We start from the raw sequence: 21,326 nt of genomic DNA on the forward strand, positions 1-21,326 counted from the left end.
GCGCCCCTCAGCGGCTGGTGAGGATGACGAGTTGCCGGGTCGCCCGGGTCATCGCGACGTAACGGTCGACCGCAGCCTCGATGCCCGCTCCGAACGCCTGCGGATCGACGAGTACGACCAGGTCGAACTCGAGCCCCTTCGACAGTTCCGGGGCCAGCGACCGTACGCGGGACGTGCCCTGGAACGTGGCGTCCCCGATGACGCAGGCGATCCCGTCGTCGTTCGCGGCGAGCCAGGCCTCCAGCACCGAATCCAGATCGGCGGTGGACCCGTGTACGACGGGAAGGCCGCTGCCGCGGATCGAGGTCGGCACGTTGGCGTCCGGCAGCACGGCCCGGATGATCGGCTCGGCTTCCGCCATGACCTCGCGCGGCGTCCGGTAGTTGACGCTCAGGGAGGCCAGTTTGACCTGGTCGAACCCGATCCGCTCGAGCCGTTCCTGCCACGATTCGGTGAACCCGTGCCGGGCCTGGGCACGGTCCCCCACGATGGTGAAGCTTCGGGACGGGCAGCGCAGCAGCAGCATCTGCCACTCGGCGTCGGTCAGTTCCTGCGCCTCGTCCACCACGATGTGCGCGAACGGGCCGGCGAGCCGGTCCGGCTCGACGCCGGGCAGCACAGCCTCGTCGACCAGGGCATCCTGGAGGTCCAGTTGGCGCAGGCTCGCCAGCACACCTTCACCGTCGTCATAGGTGTGAGCCTCGATCAGCTCGTCGACGACCGTGGCCATGCGCTCACGTTCGACGGCGACGGAGGCGTCGTTCCGGCGCTTGCGCTCCGACGCCTCACGGTCACCGAGGCGTTGCCGAGCCGCGTCGAGGAACGGCAGGTCGGAGATCGTCCAGGCCTGGGGGTTGTCGCGCTGTAGCTTGCGGACCTGCTCCGGGGTGAGCCAGGGCGCGCACTTGCGCAGGTATGCGGGCACCGACCACAGGTCCCCGACGAGGTCGGCCGGGTCGAGCAACGGCCAGGCCCGGTTGAAGGTCGTCCGCAGCTCCCTGTTCCTCAGCAGCGAGCTGCGGACCAGGTCCTCCGGCTCGTCGCCGTCGTACTTGTCCATCAGGATGGTGAGCAGCTCCGACCAGATCTCGTCGCGTGCCTCGTTGTGCGGGGCGCCGGGCCCCGGCGCCTCGAACGCCTCCGCCCAGTCGTCGGCGCTCAACCAGATGTCGGCCTCGTCCATCGTGACCGTCATCCCCTTGGCCGGCGGATCCTCGTAGAACCGGACGGCCGCCTCGATCGCCTCGACCAGTTCCGCGGACGACTTCAGCAGCGCCACCTCCGGGTCGGTCTCCTCGGCGGCCGCGGCGCCCTCGGGGACGAGATCCCGCAGGGTGCAGATCTGCACGTCCTCCTCGCCGAGGCTGGGCAGGACGTCGGCGACGTAGGCCAGGTAGGGCTGGTGCGGCCCGACGAACAGCACACCGCCGCGGCGGCGACCGAGGCGGGGATCGGCATAGCGGAGGTACGCGGTGCGGTGCAGGGCGACGACCGTCTTCCCCGTACCCGGACCGCCGTCGACGACGAGCGCACCGCTCGACCCCGCGCGGATGATGGCGTCCTGGTCGGCCTGGATCGTGCCGAGCACGTCCCGCATCCGGTCCGACCGGCTGCTGCCCAGGCTGGCGATGAAGGCGGACTGGTCGTCGAGCGCGGCGGCGTGCCCCTCGAAGCCGTCCGGGGTGAACACCTCGTCCCAGTAGTCGGTGATCCGGCCCTGGGTCCAGCGATACCTGCGGCGGCTCGCCAGGCCCATCGGGTTGGCGTGGGTCGCTCCGAAGAAGGGTTCGGCTGCCGGCGAGCGCCAGTCGAGCAGGAGCCGCCGACCCGAGCTGTCCGTGAGGCCACGTCGTCCGATGTACACGGGCTCGGGGTCGTCCGCGCCGACCATGTGCCCGAGGCACAGGTCCAACCCGAAGCGGCGCAGCGCGCGCAGGCGAGCGGTGAGCCGGCGGACCTCCTGGTCCCGGTCCAACGCCTGCCGTCCCTTGCCGCCGGGCGCCTTGCGCGCGGCATCGAGGCGCTCGGACAGGTCGGTGAACAGTTGCTCGAGGGTCTCCCCCAGAGCCGCGAAGTACCGCTCGTCGCCCGCGATCAGCATCGGGTCGGCCTTGGCCGAGAGACGCTCGGGAAGGTCGAACACGCTGTCATTCTGCGAATTCAATTCATCAGTTCCGATCTGAGTCGCTGGCCGCCACCACCCGCGGCAGGGCGTCACCGGTGCGCATTTGCGCAGGTCCCGGCATCGGTCAGCGATTCTGCGGCACCACCCGGGTCTTGCCGCAAGCCCCCCGGTGCGCTATATGTTGAAAGTGGCGGGGAGCAGAGCTCCCCCTTTTTCTTCATCACCTCCCGGCGAAACCTCCTCGCACAATCAGCGATCCGGCGCGTACGACGCCTCAGGAGGATCCGCCACCGCCATTTCGAGGCGGGCGTGACGACCTACTCGACGTCCCTGAAGTCAGGCCGTCCCGGAGCGCGGGGTCGCCCCCGGCTTCAGGACGTGGACCTCATCCACCCCACACCGCTGCGGGCGGCGGGCCGTCTGTTAACTTAGGGGTCCTAAGTTGTTTCTTAGTGGGGGAAGGATCGCATGCCACGGCAGGGTTTGACGAGTGCGCGAGTCGCTGCCGCGGCGGCGGAACTGGCGGACACGGTCGGGTTGTCGCGGTTGACCGTCGCGGCGGTCGCGCGGCAGTTCGGGGTTTCGGATGCCGCGCTGTACGTGCACGTGCGCAATCGTGACGCGCTGATCGAGCAGGTCGCCGTGCGGGCGGCCGCCGCCTTCGCCGACCGGCTCGCGCTGGCCGTGGCGGGCCGCTCGGGTCGGCAGGCCCTGGTCGGATTCGGCGAGACCTGGCGCACCTTCGCGACATCCCACCCAGGGCAGTACGCCGCCACTCAATTGCAGTTGCCGCCCGAGGTCGGTACGAATTCGCCGGGCCATCTCCGCCTCATCGAACTGAGCTACGCGATGCTGCGCGGGTACGGGCTCGACGAGCCGGAGCTGACCGACGCGATCCGTTTCGTTCGCAGCACCTTCCACGGTTTCGCGTGCCTGGAAACCGTCGAGGGATTCGGGCATCCCCGCGACATCGACGTGTCGTGGAGCAACATCCTCGACGCGATGCACACCACCCTGAGCAATTGGCCGACCAGAGCCGAGGAGCGGCAGTGACGACCTTCGAAAGCCATGATCAGCACGTCCGGTCAGCGGACGGCACGAGCCTGATGGTCCGGGTCACCGGCACCGGCGACCCCGTCGTCCTGGTGCACGGGTCGGGCGGCGGGTTGCACTCCTGGACCACGGTCGCCGACCGACTCGCTCAGGACCACGAGCTGTGGATGCCGGCCAGGCGCGGATACGGACCGAGTGCGGTTCCAGCCGGGAGCAAGTCCTTCGCGGACGAGGTCGCCGACCTGGCGGCCGTGATCCAGGCGGCGGGCGCGCCCTCGGGTGAGCGGGTGCACCTCGTCGGAGCCTCCTACGGGGCGACCCTGTCGTTGCACACCGCGTTGTCGATCCCAGGCGAGCTGCGGTCACTCGCTCTCTTCGAGCCGCCGCTCTTCGCCGCCGGCCCGCAGACCGCGCCCCTGCGCGACAGGTACCGAGCCGCCTTCGAACGCGACGACCATCGCGCGATGGCCGCGACGCTGAACGAGGTGACCCGGGTCCCGGCCGAGGTCGTCGCGGCGCTCGCCGCCGCAGCCGGTGACCGGACCCCCGACCCGGTCGAGGCACGGCGGGCCGCGGTCGGCTGGCTGCACGATCTCGAAGCGCTCGCCGAGGACGGCACGGAGGTCGGGCGCTGGTCCGCGATAACCGTACCGACCCTGCTCATGCAGGGCGCCGACACCTGGGAGCCGATGCCCACCACGATGCACGCCCTCGCGGAGGCGATGCCGCTGGCCCGCCGAATCATCTGGCCGGGGCAGTCGCACTTCGTGACCATGACGTCGCCCGACCTGGTGGCGAATGCCCTGCGGGAGTTCTTCGCCGACATTCCGGCGTAGTCGCGAAGGTCATCTCGAGATCCCTGAAGTCGGGCAATCCAGATGCCCGGGACAGCCCGGCATCAAGGAAGACGAGTCGCTCAAGGCAGGGGCCCCGTCGCCGCCGGCGCATCCGGCAGGGCGGCGGGGCCTCTTCCGCTCTCCGCGACCGCCCACCTCCGCGACCGGCCGCCCTCCGCGGCCGGCGGCCCGAGCATCCGGGCAGGCCACGGCTGAAAAACAACTATTGACGGCGCCGTGAACGTGCCCTACGGTTCCGTCGAAACGGTTAGTCGAAACGCTTCGACAGCCGAGTGGGAGCGTGACCAAAGGAGGTGCGCGATGGCAACGATGCATGACGTCGCGCGGCTCGCCCGGGTCTCGGTCAGCACCGTGTCGTACGTGTTGACCGGCGCGCGCCCCATCTCCCAGGCCACCCGCGACAAGGTGCTCGCGGCCATGACCGAGCTCGGCTACCAGCCCAACGCCATGGCGCGCGGCCTGGCCAGCCGGCGCAGCCGGATCATCGGCCTGTTGATGCCCATGGACGAACGCGGGCTGGGCGCCACCGAGACGGCCTTCGTGACCGGTGCCGCCGCCGCGGCCAGCGCCGCCGGCTACCACCTGGTCCTCTCCCCCGTCTGCGACCTCGACGACCTGCGCCGGCTGGCGAGCCAGCGCATGCTCGACGGTGCCGTGCTGATGGAGGTGCAGGTCGAGGACGCCCGGGTGACCGCGCTCCAGGAGGCCGGGGTGCCGCTGGTGCTGATCGGCCGCACCGGTGACACCACCGGACTGTCATACGTGGACATCGACTTCGACCAGACCGTCCGGGAAGCCGTCGACCACCTCGTCGGCCTCGGGCACCGGCGCATCGTCTACGTGAACCACTCGGCGGCCGCCATCGCGACCGGCTACGGACCGGCCGTACGTACCCGGGACGCCTTCGTCACGGCGATGACCGGCCACGGTCTGGAGCCCGTGATGATCCCGGCGCAGGACAGCGCGGCCGGCGGGCGGGCGGCGCTGGCCGCGGCGCTCACGGAGGCGCCCGACCTGAGCGCCGTGCTGGTCATGAACGAAAACGCGATCTTCGGGATCCTCGGCGAACTGACCAACCGTGGCCTCGTCGTCCCGCACGACGTCTCCGTGGTCTCGATGGTGACCTCACCCCAGGTCGCCGAGCTGGCCAATCCCGCGCTCACCGCGATGACCTCGCCGGGCTCGGCGCTGGGGCGGATCGCCGTCGAGGCGCTGCTGCGCCAGGTGGAGGGCGCGGAGAGCGCCGACCACCAACAACTGCTGCCGTGTGCGTTGGAGGTACGGGGCTCGACCTCGCCGGCCGCACGGGAGGCCGTCGTGATCGGCGGCGACCACATCGACCAGACCGGCTCCGGCCCGCCGGGGATGTGACACACGTCGGCCCGCCGCCGCGCTGCCACGCGACGACGGGCCAGGTAAGTACCGGCACGATACTCACCAGGAGGATAGCAATGGGGCGATTCCGTAGGGTGATCGCTGCGGTCGCACTGGCCGCCACGGCGGCGACGACGCTCGCCGCGTGCGGCGGCAGCGACGAGGGCGGCGACGGCAGCGATGCCAAGACCCTCAAGCTCTGGCACTACGAGAGCGAGAACAGCGCGATGGGGATCGCCTGGGACCGCGCGATCCAGATCTTCAAGGACGAGCACCCGGGCGTCGAGGTGCAGTTCGAACGCAAGGCGTTCGAGCAGATCCAGCAGAACGCCGGCATGATCATCAACTCGTCCGAGGGCCCGGACCTGATGGAGTACAACAAGGGCAACGCGACCGCGGGCCTGCTCTCCTCCCAGGGACTGCTCACCGACCTGAGCGCCGAGGCGACCAAGCGCGGCTGGGACAAGGAACTCAGCCCCAGCCTGCAGACCACCGCCCGCTACAGCGACAAGGGCGTGATGGGCTCGGGCAACTGGTACGGCGTGCCGAACTACGGCGAGTACGTCATGGTCTATTACAACAAGGACCTCTTCGACAAGTACGGCGTCAAGGTGCCGACCACGCTCGACGAGATGACCACGGCGATGGACACCTTCGTCGGCAAGGGTGTCACCCCGCTGGCCGAGGCCGGCGCCGAGTACCCGGCCGGTCAGCTCTTCTACCAGCTGGCGCTCTCCAAGGCCGACCGGAAGTTCGTCGACGACTACCAGCTCTACAAGAACCCGGTGGACTTCAAGGCCGACCCGCTGAAGTACGGCGCGGAGGCCTTCGCCGACTGGGTGAACAAGGGCTACGTCGCCAAGGACTCGGCGAGCCTCAAGGCCGAGGACATGGGCACCGCCTTCATCTCCGGCAAGGCGCCGATGATCGTCTCCGGCAGCTGGTGGTACGGCCGGTTCAAGGACGAGATCAAGTTCAACTGGGACTCCTTCCTGTTCCCCGGCAACAAGTTCCACGCGGGCTCGTCGGGCAACCTCTGGGTGGTTCCGACCAACAGCAAGGCCAAGAGCCTGGCGTACGACTTCATCGACATCACCCTGCGCCCGGAGATCCAGGCGCTGATCGGCAACAACGGTGGTGTTCCGGTTGCCGCTGACCCGTCGAAGATCACCGACCCGAAGAACAAGAAGCTGATCGAGAACTTCAACGTGATCAGCCAGCAGGACGGTCTGGCCTTCTACCCGGACTGGCCGGTGCCCGGCTACTACGACGTGCTGGTGTCCGGATTCCAGGGTCTGATCAACGGGTCCAAGAAGCCCGACCAGGTACTCGACGCGATCGCCAAGCCGTACGACGACGGCGTCAAGGAGATCACCGGCAAGTGACACGGCGAGGGGTGGGCGCGCCCGGCACGACCGGGTCGCCCACCCCGCCGGGAAGGATCTCCCATGGCACTCTCGGAGACCGTGGCCGGCCCGGAACGGCCCGCCACCTCCACCGAACCCACCCCGACCGGCCGGAAGCGCCGTAGCGGCAACGCCGGATACTGGCTCTACCTGCTGCCCGGCGCGGTGCTCTTCATCCTGGTCATCGGCGCGCCGCTGGTCGGCACCATCTACCTCTCGCTGACCAAGTGGTCCGGCGTCGGCGATCCCACCTTCATCGGCCTGGCGAACTACCGCAACCTGCTGCACGACGAGGTGTTCTGGACGTCGTTCAAGAACACCCTCGCGATGATCATCGCGATGGTCGTGGTGCCGACCCTGGTCGGGCTGGTGCTCGCCGCCGCGCTCTTCGACGTCATCGGGCGCAAGTTCAAGCCACGGACCGCCGCCGCGCTGCGCGCCGCCTTCTACCTGCCGCAGGTGCTGCCGGTCGTGGTGGCCGGCATCGTCTGGGGCTGGATCCTGCGCCCGGACGGCGCGTTCAACAGCCTGCTCGACGCGGTCGGCCTCGGCGCGCTGCGGCACGACTGGCTCGGCGACCCGAACACCGCCATGCCCAGCGTGATGGCGGTGATGATCTGGGTGCAGATCGGCTACCCGGTGGTCGTCTTCATGGCGGCGCTGCAACGGGTCGACCCCGAACTGTACGAGGCCGCCGAGGTCGACGGCGCCAACTGGTTCCGCCGGTTCCGGGCCATCACCCTGGCGCAGATCCGGCCCGAGACCTTCGTAGTGGCGCTGACGTGCACCATCGCGGCGCTGAAGGTGTTCGGCCCGGTGTTCGCGCTGACCCGTGGCGGGCCGGAGAACACGACAAACGTGCCGTCGTACTTCGCCTACTACACGTTCTTCAAGAAGCTGCAGGTCGGCTACGGCTCCGCGATCTCCACCGTGCTCACCCTGATCATCATCGTGGTGGCCGTGGTGTTCATCTGGTTGCAGTACCGCAGCGAGCGCCAGGACCGGGGGGTCTGACATGACCGTCACGCTCACACCGGCCGAGAACGCGGTGACCCCGCGCCGGCCGCAGCCCGCCCGAGACCGGCACCACCGCGGCGCGAGCCGCTGGATCGTCCTCGTCCTGGTCACCCTCGGCGCGCTCGCCATGCTGGTGCCGTTCGTGTTCATGCTGCTGAACGCGTTCAAGTCGCCCGGCGACTACTCGTCGGGCGGTCCGCTGAGCTGGCCCTCGGAGTTCTACACCAAGGGCCTGCGCAACTACTGGACCCAGGTCAACTTCCCGCTGAAGCTGTGGAACTCGGCGCTCATCGCCGGCTCCGTCGCGGTGCTCGGCGTCGTCGTGTCGCTGCTCAACGCGTACGCCCTGGGCATCGGCCGGGTCCGCGGCCGGCTCTGGATCGTGGGGCTCTTCCTGCTGGCGAACATGCTGCCGCAGGAGGCGCTGATCTACCCGCTCTACTACGTGGCGAAGCAGATCGGCCTCTACAACACCCAACTCTCGGTGATCATCATCTTCACCGTCATCCAGAGCGCGTTCGGCACCTACCTGCTCGCCTCCGTGCTCGGCACCTTCCCCCGCTCGCTGCTCGAGGCGGCGGCCCTGGACGGTGCGGGCAAGTGGAAGATCCTGTGGCGGGTGGTCTTCCCCAACCTGAGGCCGACCCTCGCGGTGCTGCTCATCTTCTTCTTCATTTGGACCTGGAACGAGTTCCTGATCCCGCTGGTGATGCTCATCGACAACTCCACGCAGACCATCCCGGTCGCGCTGGCGTCGTTGCAGGGCGACCGGCTGATGGACGCCCCGACCACCAACGCGGGCGCGCTGATCAGCCTGGTGCCGGCCATCCTCTTCTTCCTCATCTTCCAGCGCACCCTCTCGCGCGGCATCACGGCAGGAGCCGAGAAGTGAAGTTCACCGACGGTTACTGGCAACTGCGACCCGGTGTCACCGTGCTGCGCCCCGGCGCCGTGGAGTCGGTCGAGCCGGAGGAGCGGAGTCTCACCGTCTTCGCCCCCACCGGCCGGATCACCAGTCGCGGCGACACCCTCAACCGCCCGGTCGTCACCGTACGGTTCTCCTCACCCGCCGACGGGGTCATCGGCGTCACCATCGCCCACCACCTCGGCGAGCCGACGAGGCTGCCCCGGTTCGAGGTGGCCGCCGGTGACGAGCATCCGGTCAAGGTCGACGTCGCCGAGCACAGCGCGACGGTGACGAGCGGCGACCTGAGCGCCCGGATCGCGCTGGTCGACGGCTGGCAGGTCGACTTCCTGCACGGCGACCGGCTGCTGACCTCCTCCACGGCGCGCAGCATCGGCGTCGTCACCGACGCCGACGGCCGCGAGTACGTGCACGAGCGGCTCGGGCTCGACGTGGGCGAGACCGTGTACGGGCTGGGCGAGCGGTTCGGCGCGTTCGTCAAGAACGGCCAGGTCGTCGACATCTGGAACGCCGACGGCGGCACCGCCAGCGAGCAGGCGTACAAGAACGTGCCGTTCTACCTCAGCAGCCGTGGCTACGGGGTCTTCGTCGACCACCCCGAGCACGTCTCGTTCGAGGTCGGGTCGGAGGTGGTGACGCAGAACCAGTTCAGCGTCGAGGGTCAGACGCTCACCTACTACCTGATCGACGGCCCCACCCCGAAGGACGTGCTGCGGCGCTACACCGCGTTGACCGGCCGGCCGGCCCGGGTACCGGCCTGGTCGTACGGGTTGTGGTTGTCGACGTCTTTCACCACCTCGTACGACGAGAAGACCGTCACCGAGTTCATCGACGGGATGGCCGAACGGGACCTGCCGTTGTCGGTCTTCCACTTCGACTGCTTCTGGATGCGGCAGTTCCACTGGGTCGACTTCGTCTGGGACCCGGCGACCTTCCCCGACCCGGAGGGCATGCTGCGCCGACTGCACGAGCGTGGCCTGAAGGTGTGCGTCTGGATCAACCCGTACATCGCGCAGCGCTCGTACCTGTTCGAGGAGGGCCGCCGCCACGGCTACCTGGTCCGCCGGGCGGACGGGTCGGTCTGGCAGTGGGACAAGTGGCAGGCCGGCATGGCGCTGGTGGACTTCACCAACCCGGACGCGGTCGCCTGGTTCACCGGCAAGCTCAAGGCGCTGCTCGACATGGGCGTCGACTGCTTCAAGACCGACTTCGGTGAGCGCATCCCGACCGACGTGGTCTGGCACGACGGCTCCGACCCGCAGCGCATGCACAACTACTACACCCACCTCTACAACAAGGCGGTCTTCGAACTGCTGGAGACCGAGCGCGGGGAGGGCGAGGCAGTGCTCTTCGCCCGGTCGGCCACCGCCGGCGGGCAGCAGTTCCCGGTGCACTGGGGCGGCGACTGCGAGTCCACGTTCGTGGCGATGGCCGAGTCCCTGCGCGGCGGGCTGTCGCTGGCCGCGTCCGGGTTCGGCTACTGGAGCCACGACATCGGCGGCTTCGAGGGCACCCCCGACCCGGCGGTGTTCAAGCGGTGGGTCGCGTTCGGACTGCTCTCCTCGCACTCGCGGCTGCACGGCTCCGGCTCGTACCGGGTGCCGTGGGCGTTCGACGACGAGGCCGTCGACGTGCTGCGGCACTTCACCCGGCTCAAGATGAGCCTGATGCCGTACCTCGCGGCGGTAGCCGAGGAGGCGCACCGCGACGGCGTGCCCATGATGCGGCCGATGGTGCTGGAGTTCCCGGACGACCCGACCGCGGCGTACCTCGACCGGCAGTACATGCTCGGTCCCGACGTCCTCGTGGCGCCGGTGATGAGCGCCGACGGGGAGGTGACGTTCTATGTGCCGGCCGGCACCTGGACCCACCTCGTGACCGGCGAGCAGCTCACCGGTCCGGCGTGGTTCACCGAGAGGCACGAGTTCGACAGCCTGCCCGTGCTGGCCCGGCCCGGCGCGGTGATCCCGTTCGGGAACCGCACCGACCGGCCGGACTACGACTGGGCCGACGGCGTACGCCTGCGGCTCTTCGCACCGACCGAGGGCCAGCGGACCCGGGTACGGGTGCCGTCGCCCGGGAACGGGCCGGCCGCCGAGTTCGAGGTGCGCTACGCGGACGGCGCGGCCGTCGCCGAACTGGTGGCGGGAGAGTCGATGGGACACCACTGCGAGATCCAGGGAGTACAGCGATGACGGGGTACGTCTTTCCCGAGAGCTTCGTCTGGGGGTCGGCCACCGCCTCGTACCAGATCGAGGGGGCGGCCACCGAGGACGGCCGGGGCCGGTCCATCTGGGACACCTACAGCCACACCCCCGGCCGGACGTTGAACGGCGACACCGGTGACGTGGCCGCCGACCACTACCACCGCTGGCGGGAGGACCTGGGGCACATCGCCGACCTTGGCCTGGGCGCGTACCGGTTCTCCATCGCGTGGCCCCGCGTGCAGCCGGGCGGCTCCGGCAAGTTCAACCAGGCCGGCATCGACTTCTACTCACGCCTCGTCGACGGGCTCCTGGAGCGCGGGGTGCGCCCGGTGGCGACCATGTACCACTGGGACCTGCCGCAGGAACTGGAGGACGCCGGGGGCTGGGCGTCGCGGGAGACGGCGCTGCGCTTCGAGGAGTACGCGGCCGGCATCGTCGGGGCGCTGGGCGACCGGGTGCACACCTGGACCACGTTGAACGAGCCGTGGTGCTCCGCGTACCTGGGCTACGCCTCCGGCGTGCACGCGCCGGGGCGTACCGAGCCGGCGGCGGCGCTGGCCGCGGTGCACCACCTCAACCTCGCGCACGGCCTGGCCGGGCGCGTGGTGCGGGAGACCGCCCCGGCGGCCGACCTGTCCGTGACGCTGAACCTGCACGTCATCCGCCCGGCGTCCGACTCGGAGGCCGACCGCGACGCGGTACGACGGATCGACGCCCTGGCCAACCGCGCCTTCCTCGGCCCGATGCTGGACGGCGCCTACCCCGCCGACTTGCTGACCGACACGGCCTCCGTCACCGACTGGTCGTTCGTGCACGACGGCGACGAGAAGCTCATCGCGGTGCCGCTGGACGTGCTCGGGGTCAACTACTACTCCAGCACCCTGGTCCGGGCGTGGGACGGGGTGTCGCCCCGCTCCGACGCGGACGGGCACGGCAAGTCGGCGGCGACGCCGTGGGTGGCCGCCGACGACGTGGACTTCCTGCCGCAGCCCGGCCCGTACACGGCGATGGGCTGGAACATCGACCCGGAGGCGTTCACCGAGCTGCTGCTGCGCCTGCACCGTGAGTACCCGGGCCAGCCGCTGATGATCACCGAGAACGGCGCGGCCTTCGACGACGTGGTGTCGGCCGACGGCACGATCGCCGACGACCGGCGTATCGACTACCTGCACCGGCACATCGCCGCGGTGGCCGACGCCCGGGCGCAGGGCGCGGACGTGCGTGGCTACTTCGTCTGGTCGCTCCTGGACAACTTCGAGTGGGGCTACGGCTACGACCGCCGGTTCGGGATCATCCGGGTCGACTACGACACCCAGGTCCGGACCTGGAAGCAGAGCGCGCACTGGTACAAGCGGCTCGCCGCCACCGGCCGCCTGGAGCCGGCCACGTCCTGACCGCGGCCGTGGTCGGCTGACGACCACGAGGGTTCGGACGCGGGATGCCGTGCGAGTGGCACGGCATCCCGCGGGTGGACCTATCCCGCCGGCGGGCGTGACGCGCCGGTCACGCGCCTTGTTCGTCCGCCACCTGAATGATCGTCTTGCCCGGCGTGCGGCGGCGACGGGCGAACGCGGAGGCCGTCTCGGCGAGCGGTCGCACCTCGCCCACGATGGGCTTGAGCCGGCCGGCCCGGAGGCGCTCGGCGAGGTCGGCCAGCCGGACGCGATCGGGTTCGACGACGAAGAAGATGGCGCGTCCGTGCTCGGGCTGCACGGTGGGTGGCACGGCGATGGTGACCAGGGTGCCGCCCGGACGTACCAGTTCGGTGGATCGCTCGAGAATCTCGCCACCGATGACGTCGAACACCACGTCCACCTCGCCGACGTTCCGCAGATCGTCGGCGGCCAGGTCGAGGAAGGTGTGCGCGCCGAGGCCGAGTGCGACATCGCGGTCCTCGGCTCGACCGGTGCCGATCACCCGGGCGCCCACCTCCCGCGCGAGCTGAACGGCGATCGAGCCGACGCCGCCGGCGGCGCCGTGAATGAGCACGGTCTGGCCGGTCGTGAGACGGCCGTGGTCGAAAAGTCCCTGCCATGCGGTCAGCCCCGAGATGGGCAGCGCGGCGGCCACGGTGTGGTCGATGTCGGCCGCGAGGGGGGCGAGGTTGCGAGCCTCCACCGCGGTGTACTCGGCCAGGGATCCGTTGCGGGCCCAATCGGTCAGCCCGAACACCCGCTGGCCCACGGTGAGGCCGGTGGTTCCGTAGCCGAGTTCGACCACGGTTCCGGACAGCTCGTGCCCGGGGACGCTGGGTGTCCGATCGCGGCCGGCGCGATCGGTCCACGTCGCGGGCCAGTCGAGCTCACCGGGGGTGAAGCCGGCGGCGTGCACGCGCACGATGACGTCGTTCTCCGCGGCGTGGGGGTAGGGCAGGTCGGTCAGGGTGAGCCCGCCGATACCCGCGTCGCGGTCGCGTACGGTGATCGCTCGCACGTCGAATCCTCTCGGGAACGTTCGTCGGGTAACGGCGGTGCCCACAGCGCCAACGTGACTCCAGGTGCGTCCGCCCCTCGGGGGCGAACTCGACCCGCCCGGCGGCGTGGCCGGGTGCGGGTCAGCTTTCCCAGGGCGAGTTGAGGATGGCTTCGAGCATGTTCGTGTGCTGGAAGCCCGGGATGAAATGTTCGAGGATGTCGGAGTTCATGGTGCCGTCCGTGGTGTGGGGGCGGTCCTTCAGCCCGTCGACGTGGGCTCGCAGGAACTCGTTCTTGAAGTCCCCGCGTGGGTGGACGGCGAGGATCTCGTTCACCTGATCGGGATCCAGTCCATCCAGGCCGACGCCGATCACGTCGGTCGCGATGCCGAGCTGCGTGAACGCGATCTCCGGGGCCATCCGCTCCGGGATGCCGAGCGTCGTGTGCAGTGCGATCGCCATCCAGACGGTCTCGGCGCCGGCGGTCGAGAAGCCCCGGTCCAGGAGGAACTTGCGCGCGTGGTCGGCGCCGTCGACTTCGAAGCGCTGCACGGCGTCGGAGAAGGGGGTCAGGAGGCCGACGTCGTGGAACACGGCCGACAGGTAGAGCAGCTCCGGATCCGGCCGTACACCGAGCTTTTGCGCGTGCATCAGGCTGAAGAGGAAGGCTCGCCGGGAGTGGTGGTAGATGGGGGGCCTCGTCATCTCCTGTACCAGCCTGGTCGCTTCGGCGACCGCCGCTGTCTCAGGAATCTCCAACCCCGCGATGACCTCTGGCATGACCTCTGACTCTCTGTGAATTGTGTCGGCCGCGGACCGTTTGTCCGACCTCCATGCTGCTCACCGACGGGGGTGCACCGCCGCCTTCGTCAGGCCAGGAATCACTCATATCCGGACGGGGCGCGGCGCATTCGGGTGCGCCACGGTCGCGGGCCGGCTGACCCGGGATTCGACCCCCACCGCCGCTCGCACCGTCGCACCGTCGCTCCCGCGAGGCTGATATGCCCACGAGGCGATACCTCAGAGTCATAAATATGCCTCTGAGGTATCAAGCTCACGCGCGATGCACTCACCCGGCAGCCAGAGGACATCGGCACCAATCGGCGCAGTCGGGTGCGAACGGCACCGTGACTCCTCAGCACTCACGCCAGGTGGTGCCCGCTATCGGCGGGAGATAACGCCGGGTTCATTCACGAGTTCCCGCCGACGAGCACCCTCGTCATCCGCGGTATCGCTGTGTGCTACCACTGGACGGTGTCCACGCCTCCTGCGCCGCCGACCCGGGCGGTGCACCCTTCCGCCCATCGCGTCGCGATCCTCGTTTACGACGGAGTGACGTTGCTGGACGTCGCCGGACCCGCGGAAGTGTTCAAGGAGGCGAACCGGTTCGGCGCCGACTACCAGATCGTGCTGCTGTCGCCGACCGGAGCGGACGTCACGTCGAACCTCGGAGTGCGGCTCTCCGTCGACGACGCCGTCTCCGCAGAGCCGGTTTTCGACACGTTACTGGTCTCCGGGTCCGACCTCTATCCGCGCGCTCATGTCCCGGACGACCTGGCGGACGCCGTGCGGGTACCGGCAGCTGGGGCCGGCCGGGTCGCGTCGATCTGCACCGGGGCGTTCGTACTCGCCGCTGCCGGTCTCCTCGACGGCAAGCGCGCGACCACGCACTGGAAGGTCGCGCACGAACTCGCCACCCGATACCCGACGTGCCGCGTCGAGCCTGATGCGATCTACGTTCGCGATGGCACCACGTACACCTCGGCCGGGGTGACGGCCGGAATCGACCTGGCGCTCGCCCTCGTCGAGGAGGACCACGGGCCCGACCTGGCGCGCGATGTCGCCCGCGCCCTAGTGGTGTACATGCAGCGCGCGGGCGGGCAGTCCCAGTTCTCGGCACCGCTGCAGGGACCGCCGCCCCGCTCGCCGGCTCTCCGCAGGATCACGGACCTGGTGACGGCGAACCCCCGGGGCGACCACTCGCTCGGTGAGCTCGCGAAACATCTCAACGTGAGCACCCGGCAGCTCACCCGGCTCTTCCACGACGAACTGTCCACGACACCGGCCCGGTACGTGGAGAACATCCGGTTCGACCTGGCCCGCGCGCTCCTTGATCAAGGACACACCGCGTCGCAGGCCGCGGCGGTCGCCGGATTCCCCAGCTACGAGAGCATGCGCCGGGTCTTCTCCAGGAAACTGTCGATCAGCCCGGCCGCCTACCAACGCCGCTTCAGCACCGCCCGCCGTACCAGCGCGAGCCAGTAGGCGCAACAGCACGGATATCGCCGCTGGCCGAAGAAGACCTTGCGGCGGTACCGTTCGGCAGCGATGGGAAGAACCGGTGCTATTCGGGAGAAACGTTGAGCGTGCTGGATGGAATTCTTGACGGTGTCCGTGAGGACCTGGCGACCCGGCAGAGCGCGGTCTCGCTGGCGGAGCTGAAGGCACGCGTCGGCGACACCCCACCGGCCCTGGAGGTACTCCCGCGGTTCCGCGCTCCCGGTGTCTCGATCATCGCCGAGGTGAAGCGCAGCAGCCCGAGCAAGGGCGCGCTCGCCGACATCCCGGACCCCGCGGCCCTCGCGAAGGAGTACGCGGCGGGTGGCGCGGCGGCGGTCAGCGTACTTACCGAGCAACGGCGGTTCGCCGGCTCGCTCGTCGACCTGGAGTCCGTCCGCCGGGCCGTGGACATCCCGATCCTCCGGAAGGACTTCATCGTCACGCCGTACCAGGTGTGGGAGACCCGCGCCCACGGGGCGGACCTGATCCTGCTGATGGTGGTCTCGCTCGACGGTGGGCTGCTCGCCGACCTGCTGGGCCTGACCCGTGAACTCGGGCTGACCGCGCTCGTGGAGGCGCACACCGCCGACGAGCTCGCCCGAGCCGTCGAGGCGGGCGCCGACCTGATCGGCGTCAACGCGCGCGATCTGACCACGCTCGAGGTGGACCGTACGGTCTTCAAGCAGCTGGCCCCTGCCATCCCCGCGGGGACGGTCGCGGTGGCCGAGTCCGGCGTCTCCGGGCCCGAGGATGTCGCCGAGTACCGTCAGTGGGGTGCCGACGTCGTACTGGTCGGCGAAGCGCTGGTGCGCTCGGGCGACCCGCGTAGCTCGGTGCGGGAGTTCATGGCGGCGGCCGGCGACTGACCCGGCCGTGAAGAGACCCGTGGGGATTTCGGATGGACCTGGCGTTTGATGAATCACGGGGAGCCGGACCGGTGGTCGTGTGCCTCCCGATGTTCAGCATGACGCGCGCCGCCACGGCCGCAGCCTTCGCGCCCGCATTCGCGGGTGGCGGCGTGCGGGAGGTGTATCTGGACCTGCCCGGCCACGGAGATTCGCCAGCGAACTGCCGAGCCACCTCGCAGGCGGTGCTGGACACCGTGTGCGCGTGGCTCGACCGCAACGTCGACAAGCCGGTCCTGCTGGCCGGCGCATCGTACGGCGCCTATCTCGCCGCCGGAATCGCACGCCAACGGCCCGAGCTCGTCAGTGGCCTGCTACTCGTCTGCGCGGGCGTCAAAATCCTACGAGAAGACCGGGACCTGCCTGAGTTCGAGCCGCCCGAAGCACCCACGGGTTGGCTGGACGACGCCCCCGCCGAACTGCGCCCACACCTCGACGCGGCTCTGGGCCATCGCACCTCGGCTGTCGTCGCGACGGTGCTCAGGGCGCTGGAATCCGGCGGGCCCGGCGATGAGAAGTTCCAAGGAGAGCTGCAAGGGGGCGCTGACTACGCGCTCCCCGATGAGGATGCGGACATCGTCTTCAGCGGTCCGGTCAGCGTGATCACCGGCCGACAGGACGGGATAGCCGGTTATGCCGACCAGTTCCGCTCCATGCGCCACTATCCCCGGGGCACCTTCACGGTGGTCGACGCGGCCGGGCACTACCTCCCGTTCGAACAACCCGCGCTGTTGCGGTCGCTGACCCAGGATTGGCTGGGCCGAACGAGGAGCTGACGAGGGAGTTCCGCAGCGACCGTGGCGGGTTGGCGCTGACGGATCCGCCGGGCCGTGCGGCGTACCGCCTCGGCCGTGGCGGCGTGCGCCGCAACCGGCCCGACGACGGCGAGCGCGGCGACCAGACCGGCCAGGACTGACCCTCCCGCGGACGCGCCGGTGGCCAGCGCCACCGCCGCCGCGCCGAACGCGGCGAGCAGCATGGCCCCTCCCCCGCCGATCAGGGCGCCCGTGAACCGGCCCCGACGCCGCCCCGTCACCTCACCGACCACGACGGCCGGGACCACCAGCAGCGGCACCACGACGAAGCCCACCAGCGCGGCGACCAGTACGAAGACCGGCCCCGCGAGCGGCCCGCCCGGATCCGTGCCCGTGATCAGTGCGTATCCGAGCAGGCCGAGGTAGCCCACCAGCCCCTCGAACGTGACGACGAGCCAGGCGACCACCGCACCGGCGACGTGTCGAGCGATCGTTCCCACAGCGCACCCCCGTGCCCCTGACGCGTCCGGTCACGTCGGTGGAGAGACGTTATCGCAACGGCCCGTGACCGTGGGGGCACGTAACGGGGGATCAGACGCCGACGCGCTGGGGTGGGACGGTCAGGCCGTAGAGGGCCATCAACTCGGGCGTGTCCACCCGGCTGCCGTCGGCCACCGTGTCGCAGGCGATGTCGACGATCTGGTCCTTGTGCGCCAGCAGGTACGGCCGGGCTCCGACGTCGGCACTGGCCAGGGTCGCGATGCCGGCCCAGTGCCGGCGGCCGAAGAGCATCGGGTAGCCGCGCAGCCCGTCGTAGGTGGCGCAGACCAGCACGTCCGGGTACGGCAGCGCGGCCACCCGCCGCACCGCGGCCGGGGTCAGCCCCGGCATGTCGACGGGTACGACCACCACCGCCTCGACCAACTCGTCGTCTATCGCGGCGAGTCCGGCGCGGATGGACGAGCCGACCCCGGTCCCCCACGCCCGGTTGACCACCACCGTGGCCCCGGTCAGGTCGGCCGTCTCGCGTACCTGGTCCGCGGCAGCGCCGAGCACCACCACGATCCGCTCGCAGCCCGCCTGGGTCATCGTGTCGATCATCCGGTTGACCAGGGGTTTCGCTCCCTGGTGCAGCAGGGCCTCCGGGCCACCGATCCGGCGGCCGCCGCCCGCGGCGATGATCATTCCTGCGATCCGGTTCAGCTGCGCCCCCTCGAGCATGGGACCGGCTGGTCCCGTCCTACGGAGACTGCAACGAGCACGGCCGACCGGGGGTGGCGGGGCGAAAAGGAGAAACAGCACAACCGTTATGCATCGGACGGGGCGTCGGCCCGCCACCGCCAGTTCCGCCGGACGTACCGGACCCGCAGCCCGGCGCGCTCCAGGTTGGCCAGGGACTGGTTCTTCGTACCCTCCGCGGGCTGCCCCGTCTCCGCGATCAGCCACCGGCAGCCGGCCGCCCGCGCCGCCTCGGCGCGCGCCGCGATCAGGGCCGACTGCACCCCGAGGTTGCGGTGGCTGGGCAGCGTCGCCCCGGAGTTGAGCGCGCCGACCGGGCCACGTACGAAGAGGTTCGCGCCGCCGACCAGGTCGGCACCGTCCCAGACACCGTACGGATGGAACTGGGGATGTCCGACGCTGGCCGCCACCATCCCGGCGAGCCCCTCGGTCGGCATGCCGAAGCCCCGCAGGAGCACCTGCGCCCACTCCTCGGCGTCGCTCTCGCCCACCGGGCCGACCCGCAGCCGGGTACCGGCCCCGGGCGTGACCTCCGTGATCGGAGCCGCCAGCTTCACCCACGACGTCGTCGGCTCGATCTCGTACGCGGCGCGGATGTCGTCCCACTCGGCCGGCAGGACCGACGGGGCGATCTGGATCACCGCCTCCGGCGTGCCCTGGGCCCGGTAGAAGGCGACGATCCGATCCACCAGCTCACGAGTGACAGGTTCGGCGAAACCGAAGCCTAGGGCCTTGCTCCAGTAGGCGACCGGGTCGTTGCGCATAGACAGGACCACGCCGCCACCGATCCGGCTGGTGGTGATACCGAGCCGTTCCCGGTCGACCGGCGGCGTCGCCGTCTCGTACGCGTACATGAAGTCCGCCTCGGCCGCCTCGGCCATCGCGGTGGTCAACTCTGCGTCGGTCCTGCTCACGCCGCAAGGATGCCGCAGTTCGAGCGGCGCGCTCGGCGGCCGTGGTGGGGCGTTACATCGGTCACGCCATGAGGGCGCCGGGCCGCGCCGCACGCGGTCGGCCACCGACCGCACGACCCTGAAGGCAGGCCGACGAGCGTCACACGGCGTCCGCGTAGCAGTCGACGACGGACAGATCCAGCGGGAACCGCACCGGAGTGTCGCCGAACAACAGCCGGGACGCCCGTTCGCCGGCGCGGGTGACCGCCTCCGCCACCGCGTCGGCCTGCTCGGCCGGGGCGTGCACGATCACCTCGTCGTGCTGGAAGAACACCAGCTCGGCCCCGGTGCCCGCGAGGTCACCGCGCAGCGTCGCCAGCAGCGTGGAAGCCCACTCGGCGGCGGTCGCCTGGATGACGAAGTTGCGGGTGAACCGGCCCCGGGACCGGGCCGCGCGAGCCCGTGAACTCTGCGGGTCGGCGACGTCCGGATCGAACGGGCCGTCCCCCGGATCCGTGAACCCGGCCGAGCCGGGCGGACACGTCCGCCCCAGCCAGGAGCGCACCAGGCCACCGGCCTCGCCGGTACGCGCGGCCGCCTCCACGTAGCCGAACGCGGTCGGGTAGCTGCGCTTGAGCACCGCCAGCGCGGGCACCGCCGCACCGCCGGTCTGGCCGTACATCGCGCCGAGCAGCGCCACCTTGGCCCGGGCCCGATCGCCGCCGAACGCATCCTGGGCCAGGGCGGCGTAGAGGTCGCCCGCGCCGCCCGCCGCGGCGAGGCGGGCATCGCCGGAGACCGCGGCGAGCACCCGGGGTTCGAGCTGGCCCGCGTCGGCGACCACGAACCGCCGGCCCGGGTCGGCCACCACCGCCCGCCGGATCACCTTGGGGATCTGCAACGCCCCGCCGCCGCGGGTGGCCCACCGGCCGGAGACCACCCCGCCCGGTACGTACTCCGGCTGGAACCGGCCGTCGCGCACCCACTGCTCGCGCCACGACCAGCCGTGTGCCGTCCAGATCCGGTAGAGCTCCTTGTATTCCAGGACGAGCGGCACCGCCGGGTGGTCGACCCCGCGCAGCACCCAGGCCCGGGTGTTGGGCAGCTCCACCCCGGCGCGGGCGAAGGCGCGCAGCAGCTCCGCCGGGGAGTCGGCGTGCAACTGTCGTACGCCGAACGCGTCGGCGATCCGGGCGGCCAGCTCGGCCAGCCGGCGGGGCGGCCCGCCGACCGGGGACGGTTCGCCGAGCAGCTCGGTGAGGATCTCGTCGTGCACGTCGGCGCGCCAGGGCAGCCCGGCGGCCCCCATCTCGGCGGCGACCAGCACACCCGCCGACTCGGCGGCGACGAGCAGCCGGAACCGCCCGGGGTGCGCGGTGGCGGCGATGCGGGCGAGCTGGTCGGCGTACACCCGGACGAGCGCTTCGATGCCCGGGCCCGGCGCGCCGGACGGGGTGTCGAAGAGCGCGTCCTGACCGAGGCCGGGCGGCGCGGGCGCCCGCGGTGGCGGGTCGGGTGGCACCGGCGCGCCGGTCAGCCGGGCCCAGGCGGCGGCGAGCGAGCGTGGCTCGCCCCAGCGTCCGGCGTGGCCGAGCAGCAGCGCCTCGGTCAGCTCGACGTCGTGACACCTGTCGACTCGGACCCCGGCACGCAGCAGACCCGGGTAGACGGACGGGCCGGACGCCCACACCCAGCGCGGGCGCTCGGCGTGCTCGCGGGCGGCCACCGCGGCGGGCAGATCGGCCACCCGCTCCGGCGGCCCCGCGGGCCGCCCACCGTCGTCGAGCGCCTGCAGCACGCCACCGCTGCCGCCCTCGTCACCCACCACCGCCACCAGCACGGATGCGATTCTGCCTCGCCCCCCTGACACCCGACCC

18 protein-coding genes are annotated in these 21,326 nt (G+C 70.6%); 11 read left to right on the top strand and 7 right to left on the bottom strand.

Translation table 11 applies throughout. The features are described 5' to 3' along the window. Window positions 1-7 precede the first annotated feature (7 nt). The gene (gene helR / locus BXA10_RS03370) at window positions 8-2,143 is read right to left on the bottom strand and encodes an RNA polymerase recycling motor ATPase HelR (protein WP_281251410.1); all 2,136 of its coding nucleotides are present in this window, start codon (window positions 2,141-2,143) and stop codon (window positions 8-10) included. Window positions 2,144-2,593: 450 nt separating this feature from the next. On the opposite strand from helR, the gene BXA10_RS03375 reads away from it, so the two are divergent. The 8 genes from BXA10_RS03375 (at window position 2,594) to BXA10_RS03410 (ending at window position 12,358) form a co-directional block, all read left to right on the top strand. Beyond that, complete coding sequence (locus tag BXA10_RS03375; protein ID WP_076467446.1) at window positions 2,594-3,178, top strand: TetR/AcrR family transcriptional regulator; 585 nt, start codon at window positions 2,594-2,596, stop codon at window positions 3,176-3,178. Then, on the top strand, window positions 3,175-4,014 hold the full coding sequence (locus tag BXA10_RS03380) for an alpha/beta fold hydrolase (RefSeq protein WP_084752177.1): 840 nt from the start codon (window positions 3,175-3,177) through the stop codon (window positions 4,012-4,014). Before BXA10_RS03375 ends, BXA10_RS03380 begins: the two co-directional genes overlap by 4 nt. A 321-nt stretch (window positions 4,015-4,335) precedes the next feature. Continuing rightward, the gene (locus BXA10_RS03385) at window positions 4,336-5,406 is read left to right on the top strand and encodes a LacI family DNA-binding transcriptional regulator (protein ID WP_076467449.1); all 1,071 of its coding nucleotides are present in this window, start codon (window positions 4,336-4,338) and stop codon (window positions 5,404-5,406) included. 80 nt (window positions 5,407-5,486) lie between these two features. After that, window positions 5,487-6,794 (top strand): ABC transporter substrate-binding protein, encoded by a 1,308-nt coding sequence (locus BXA10_RS03390; protein WP_076467452.1) that lies wholly within the window; start codon window positions 5,487-5,489, stop codon window positions 6,792-6,794. A gap of 63 nt (window positions 6,795-6,857) precedes the next feature. Next, window positions 6,858-7,829 (top strand): carbohydrate ABC transporter permease, encoded by a 972-nt coding sequence (locus BXA10_RS03395; RefSeq protein WP_076467455.1) that lies wholly within the window; start codon window positions 6,858-6,860, stop codon window positions 7,827-7,829. A 1-nt stretch (window position 7,830) separates the two neighbouring features. Next, window positions 7,831-8,724 carry a carbohydrate ABC transporter permease gene (locus BXA10_RS03400; protein ID WP_084752180.1) on the top strand — a complete coding sequence of 298 codons (894 nt, stop codon included), beginning with the start codon at window positions 7,831-7,833 and terminating at the stop codon, window positions 8,722-8,724. Further along, complete coding sequence (yicI, locus tag BXA10_RS03405; protein ID WP_076467458.1) at window positions 8,721-10,952, top strand: alpha-xylosidase; 2,232 nt, start codon at window positions 8,721-8,723, stop codon at window positions 10,950-10,952. The genes BXA10_RS03400 and yicI overlap by 4 nt, the downstream gene beginning before the upstream one ends. Beyond that, a complete protein-coding gene (locus BXA10_RS03410; protein WP_076467460.1) occupies window positions 10,949-12,358 on the top strand; it encodes a GH1 family beta-glucosidase in 1,410 nt (469 codons plus the stop codon). The genes yicI and BXA10_RS03410 overlap by 4 nt, the downstream gene beginning before the upstream one ends. A 109-nt stretch (window positions 12,359-12,467) precedes the next feature. On the opposite strand, the gene BXA10_RS03415 is transcribed toward BXA10_RS03410, so the two are convergent. Both BXA10_RS03415 and BXA10_RS03420 read right to left on the bottom strand, forming a co-directional pair. Next, window positions 12,468-13,397 carry an NADP-dependent oxidoreductase gene (locus tag BXA10_RS03415; protein WP_076467463.1) on the bottom strand — a complete coding sequence of 310 codons (930 nt, stop codon included), beginning with the start codon at window positions 13,395-13,397 and terminating at the stop codon, window positions 12,468-12,470. Between the two features lie 121 nt (window positions 13,398-13,518). Next, complete coding sequence (locus BXA10_RS03420) at window positions 13,519-14,082, bottom strand: HD domain-containing protein (RefSeq protein ID WP_245828116.1); 564 nt, start codon at window positions 14,080-14,082, stop codon at window positions 13,519-13,521. 549 nt (window positions 14,083-14,631) lie between these two features. Between BXA10_RS03420 and BXA10_RS03425 the strand changes: the two genes are divergently transcribed. From BXA10_RS03425 to BXA10_RS03435, 3 genes are all read left to right on the top strand, one after another. After that, window positions 14,632-15,642: a GlxA family transcriptional regulator gene (locus BXA10_RS03425; protein ID WP_076468215.1), complete on the top strand. Its 1,011-nt coding sequence runs from the start codon at window positions 14,632-14,634 to the stop codon at window positions 15,640-15,642. 101 nt (window positions 15,643-15,743) lie between these two features. Then, a complete protein-coding gene (gene trpC, locus BXA10_RS03430; RefSeq protein ID WP_245828140.1) occupies window positions 15,744-16,523 on the top strand; it encodes an indole-3-glycerol phosphate synthase TrpC in 780 nt (259 codons plus the stop codon). Between the two features lie 32 nt (window positions 16,524-16,555). Next, window positions 16,556-17,338 (top strand): alpha/beta fold hydrolase, encoded by a 783-nt coding sequence (locus tag BXA10_RS03435; RefSeq protein WP_245828117.1) that lies wholly within the window; start codon window positions 16,556-16,558, stop codon window positions 17,336-17,338. On the opposite strand, the gene BXA10_RS03440 is transcribed toward BXA10_RS03435, so the two are convergent. From BXA10_RS03440 to BXA10_RS03455, 4 genes are all read right to left on the bottom strand, one after another. Continuing rightward, the gene (locus BXA10_RS03440) at window positions 17,266-17,817 is read right to left on the bottom strand and encodes a hypothetical protein (protein WP_175649097.1); all 552 of its coding nucleotides are present in this window, start codon (window positions 17,815-17,817) and stop codon (window positions 17,266-17,268) included. The two genes, BXA10_RS03435 and BXA10_RS03440, sit on opposite strands and share 73 nt — an antisense overlap. Before the next feature lie 91 nt (window positions 17,818-17,908). After that, window positions 17,909-18,502, bottom strand: coding sequence for a nucleotidyltransferase family protein (locus BXA10_RS03445; RefSeq protein WP_076468219.1), 594 nt, complete (start codon window positions 18,500-18,502; stop codon window positions 17,909-17,911). 122 nt (window positions 18,503-18,624) lie between these two features. Continuing rightward, entirely contained in the window at window positions 18,625-19,470 is an 846-nt protein-coding gene (locus BXA10_RS03450) for a GNAT family N-acetyltransferase (RefSeq protein ID WP_217696723.1), read from the bottom strand. A 139-nt stretch (window positions 19,471-19,609) separates the two neighbouring features. Further along, window positions 19,610-21,289, bottom strand: a complete 1,680-nt coding sequence (locus BXA10_RS03455) for a bifunctional 3'-5' exonuclease/DNA polymerase (RefSeq protein WP_175649099.1) — start codon at window positions 21,287-21,289, stop codon at window positions 19,610-19,612. Window positions 21,290-21,326: the final 37 nt, after the last annotated feature.

It is taken from the genome of Micromonospora avicenniae, assembly GCF_900156065.1.
GTDB lineage: Bacteria > Actinomycetota > Actinomycetes > Mycobacteriales > Micromonosporaceae > Micromonospora > Micromonospora avicenniae.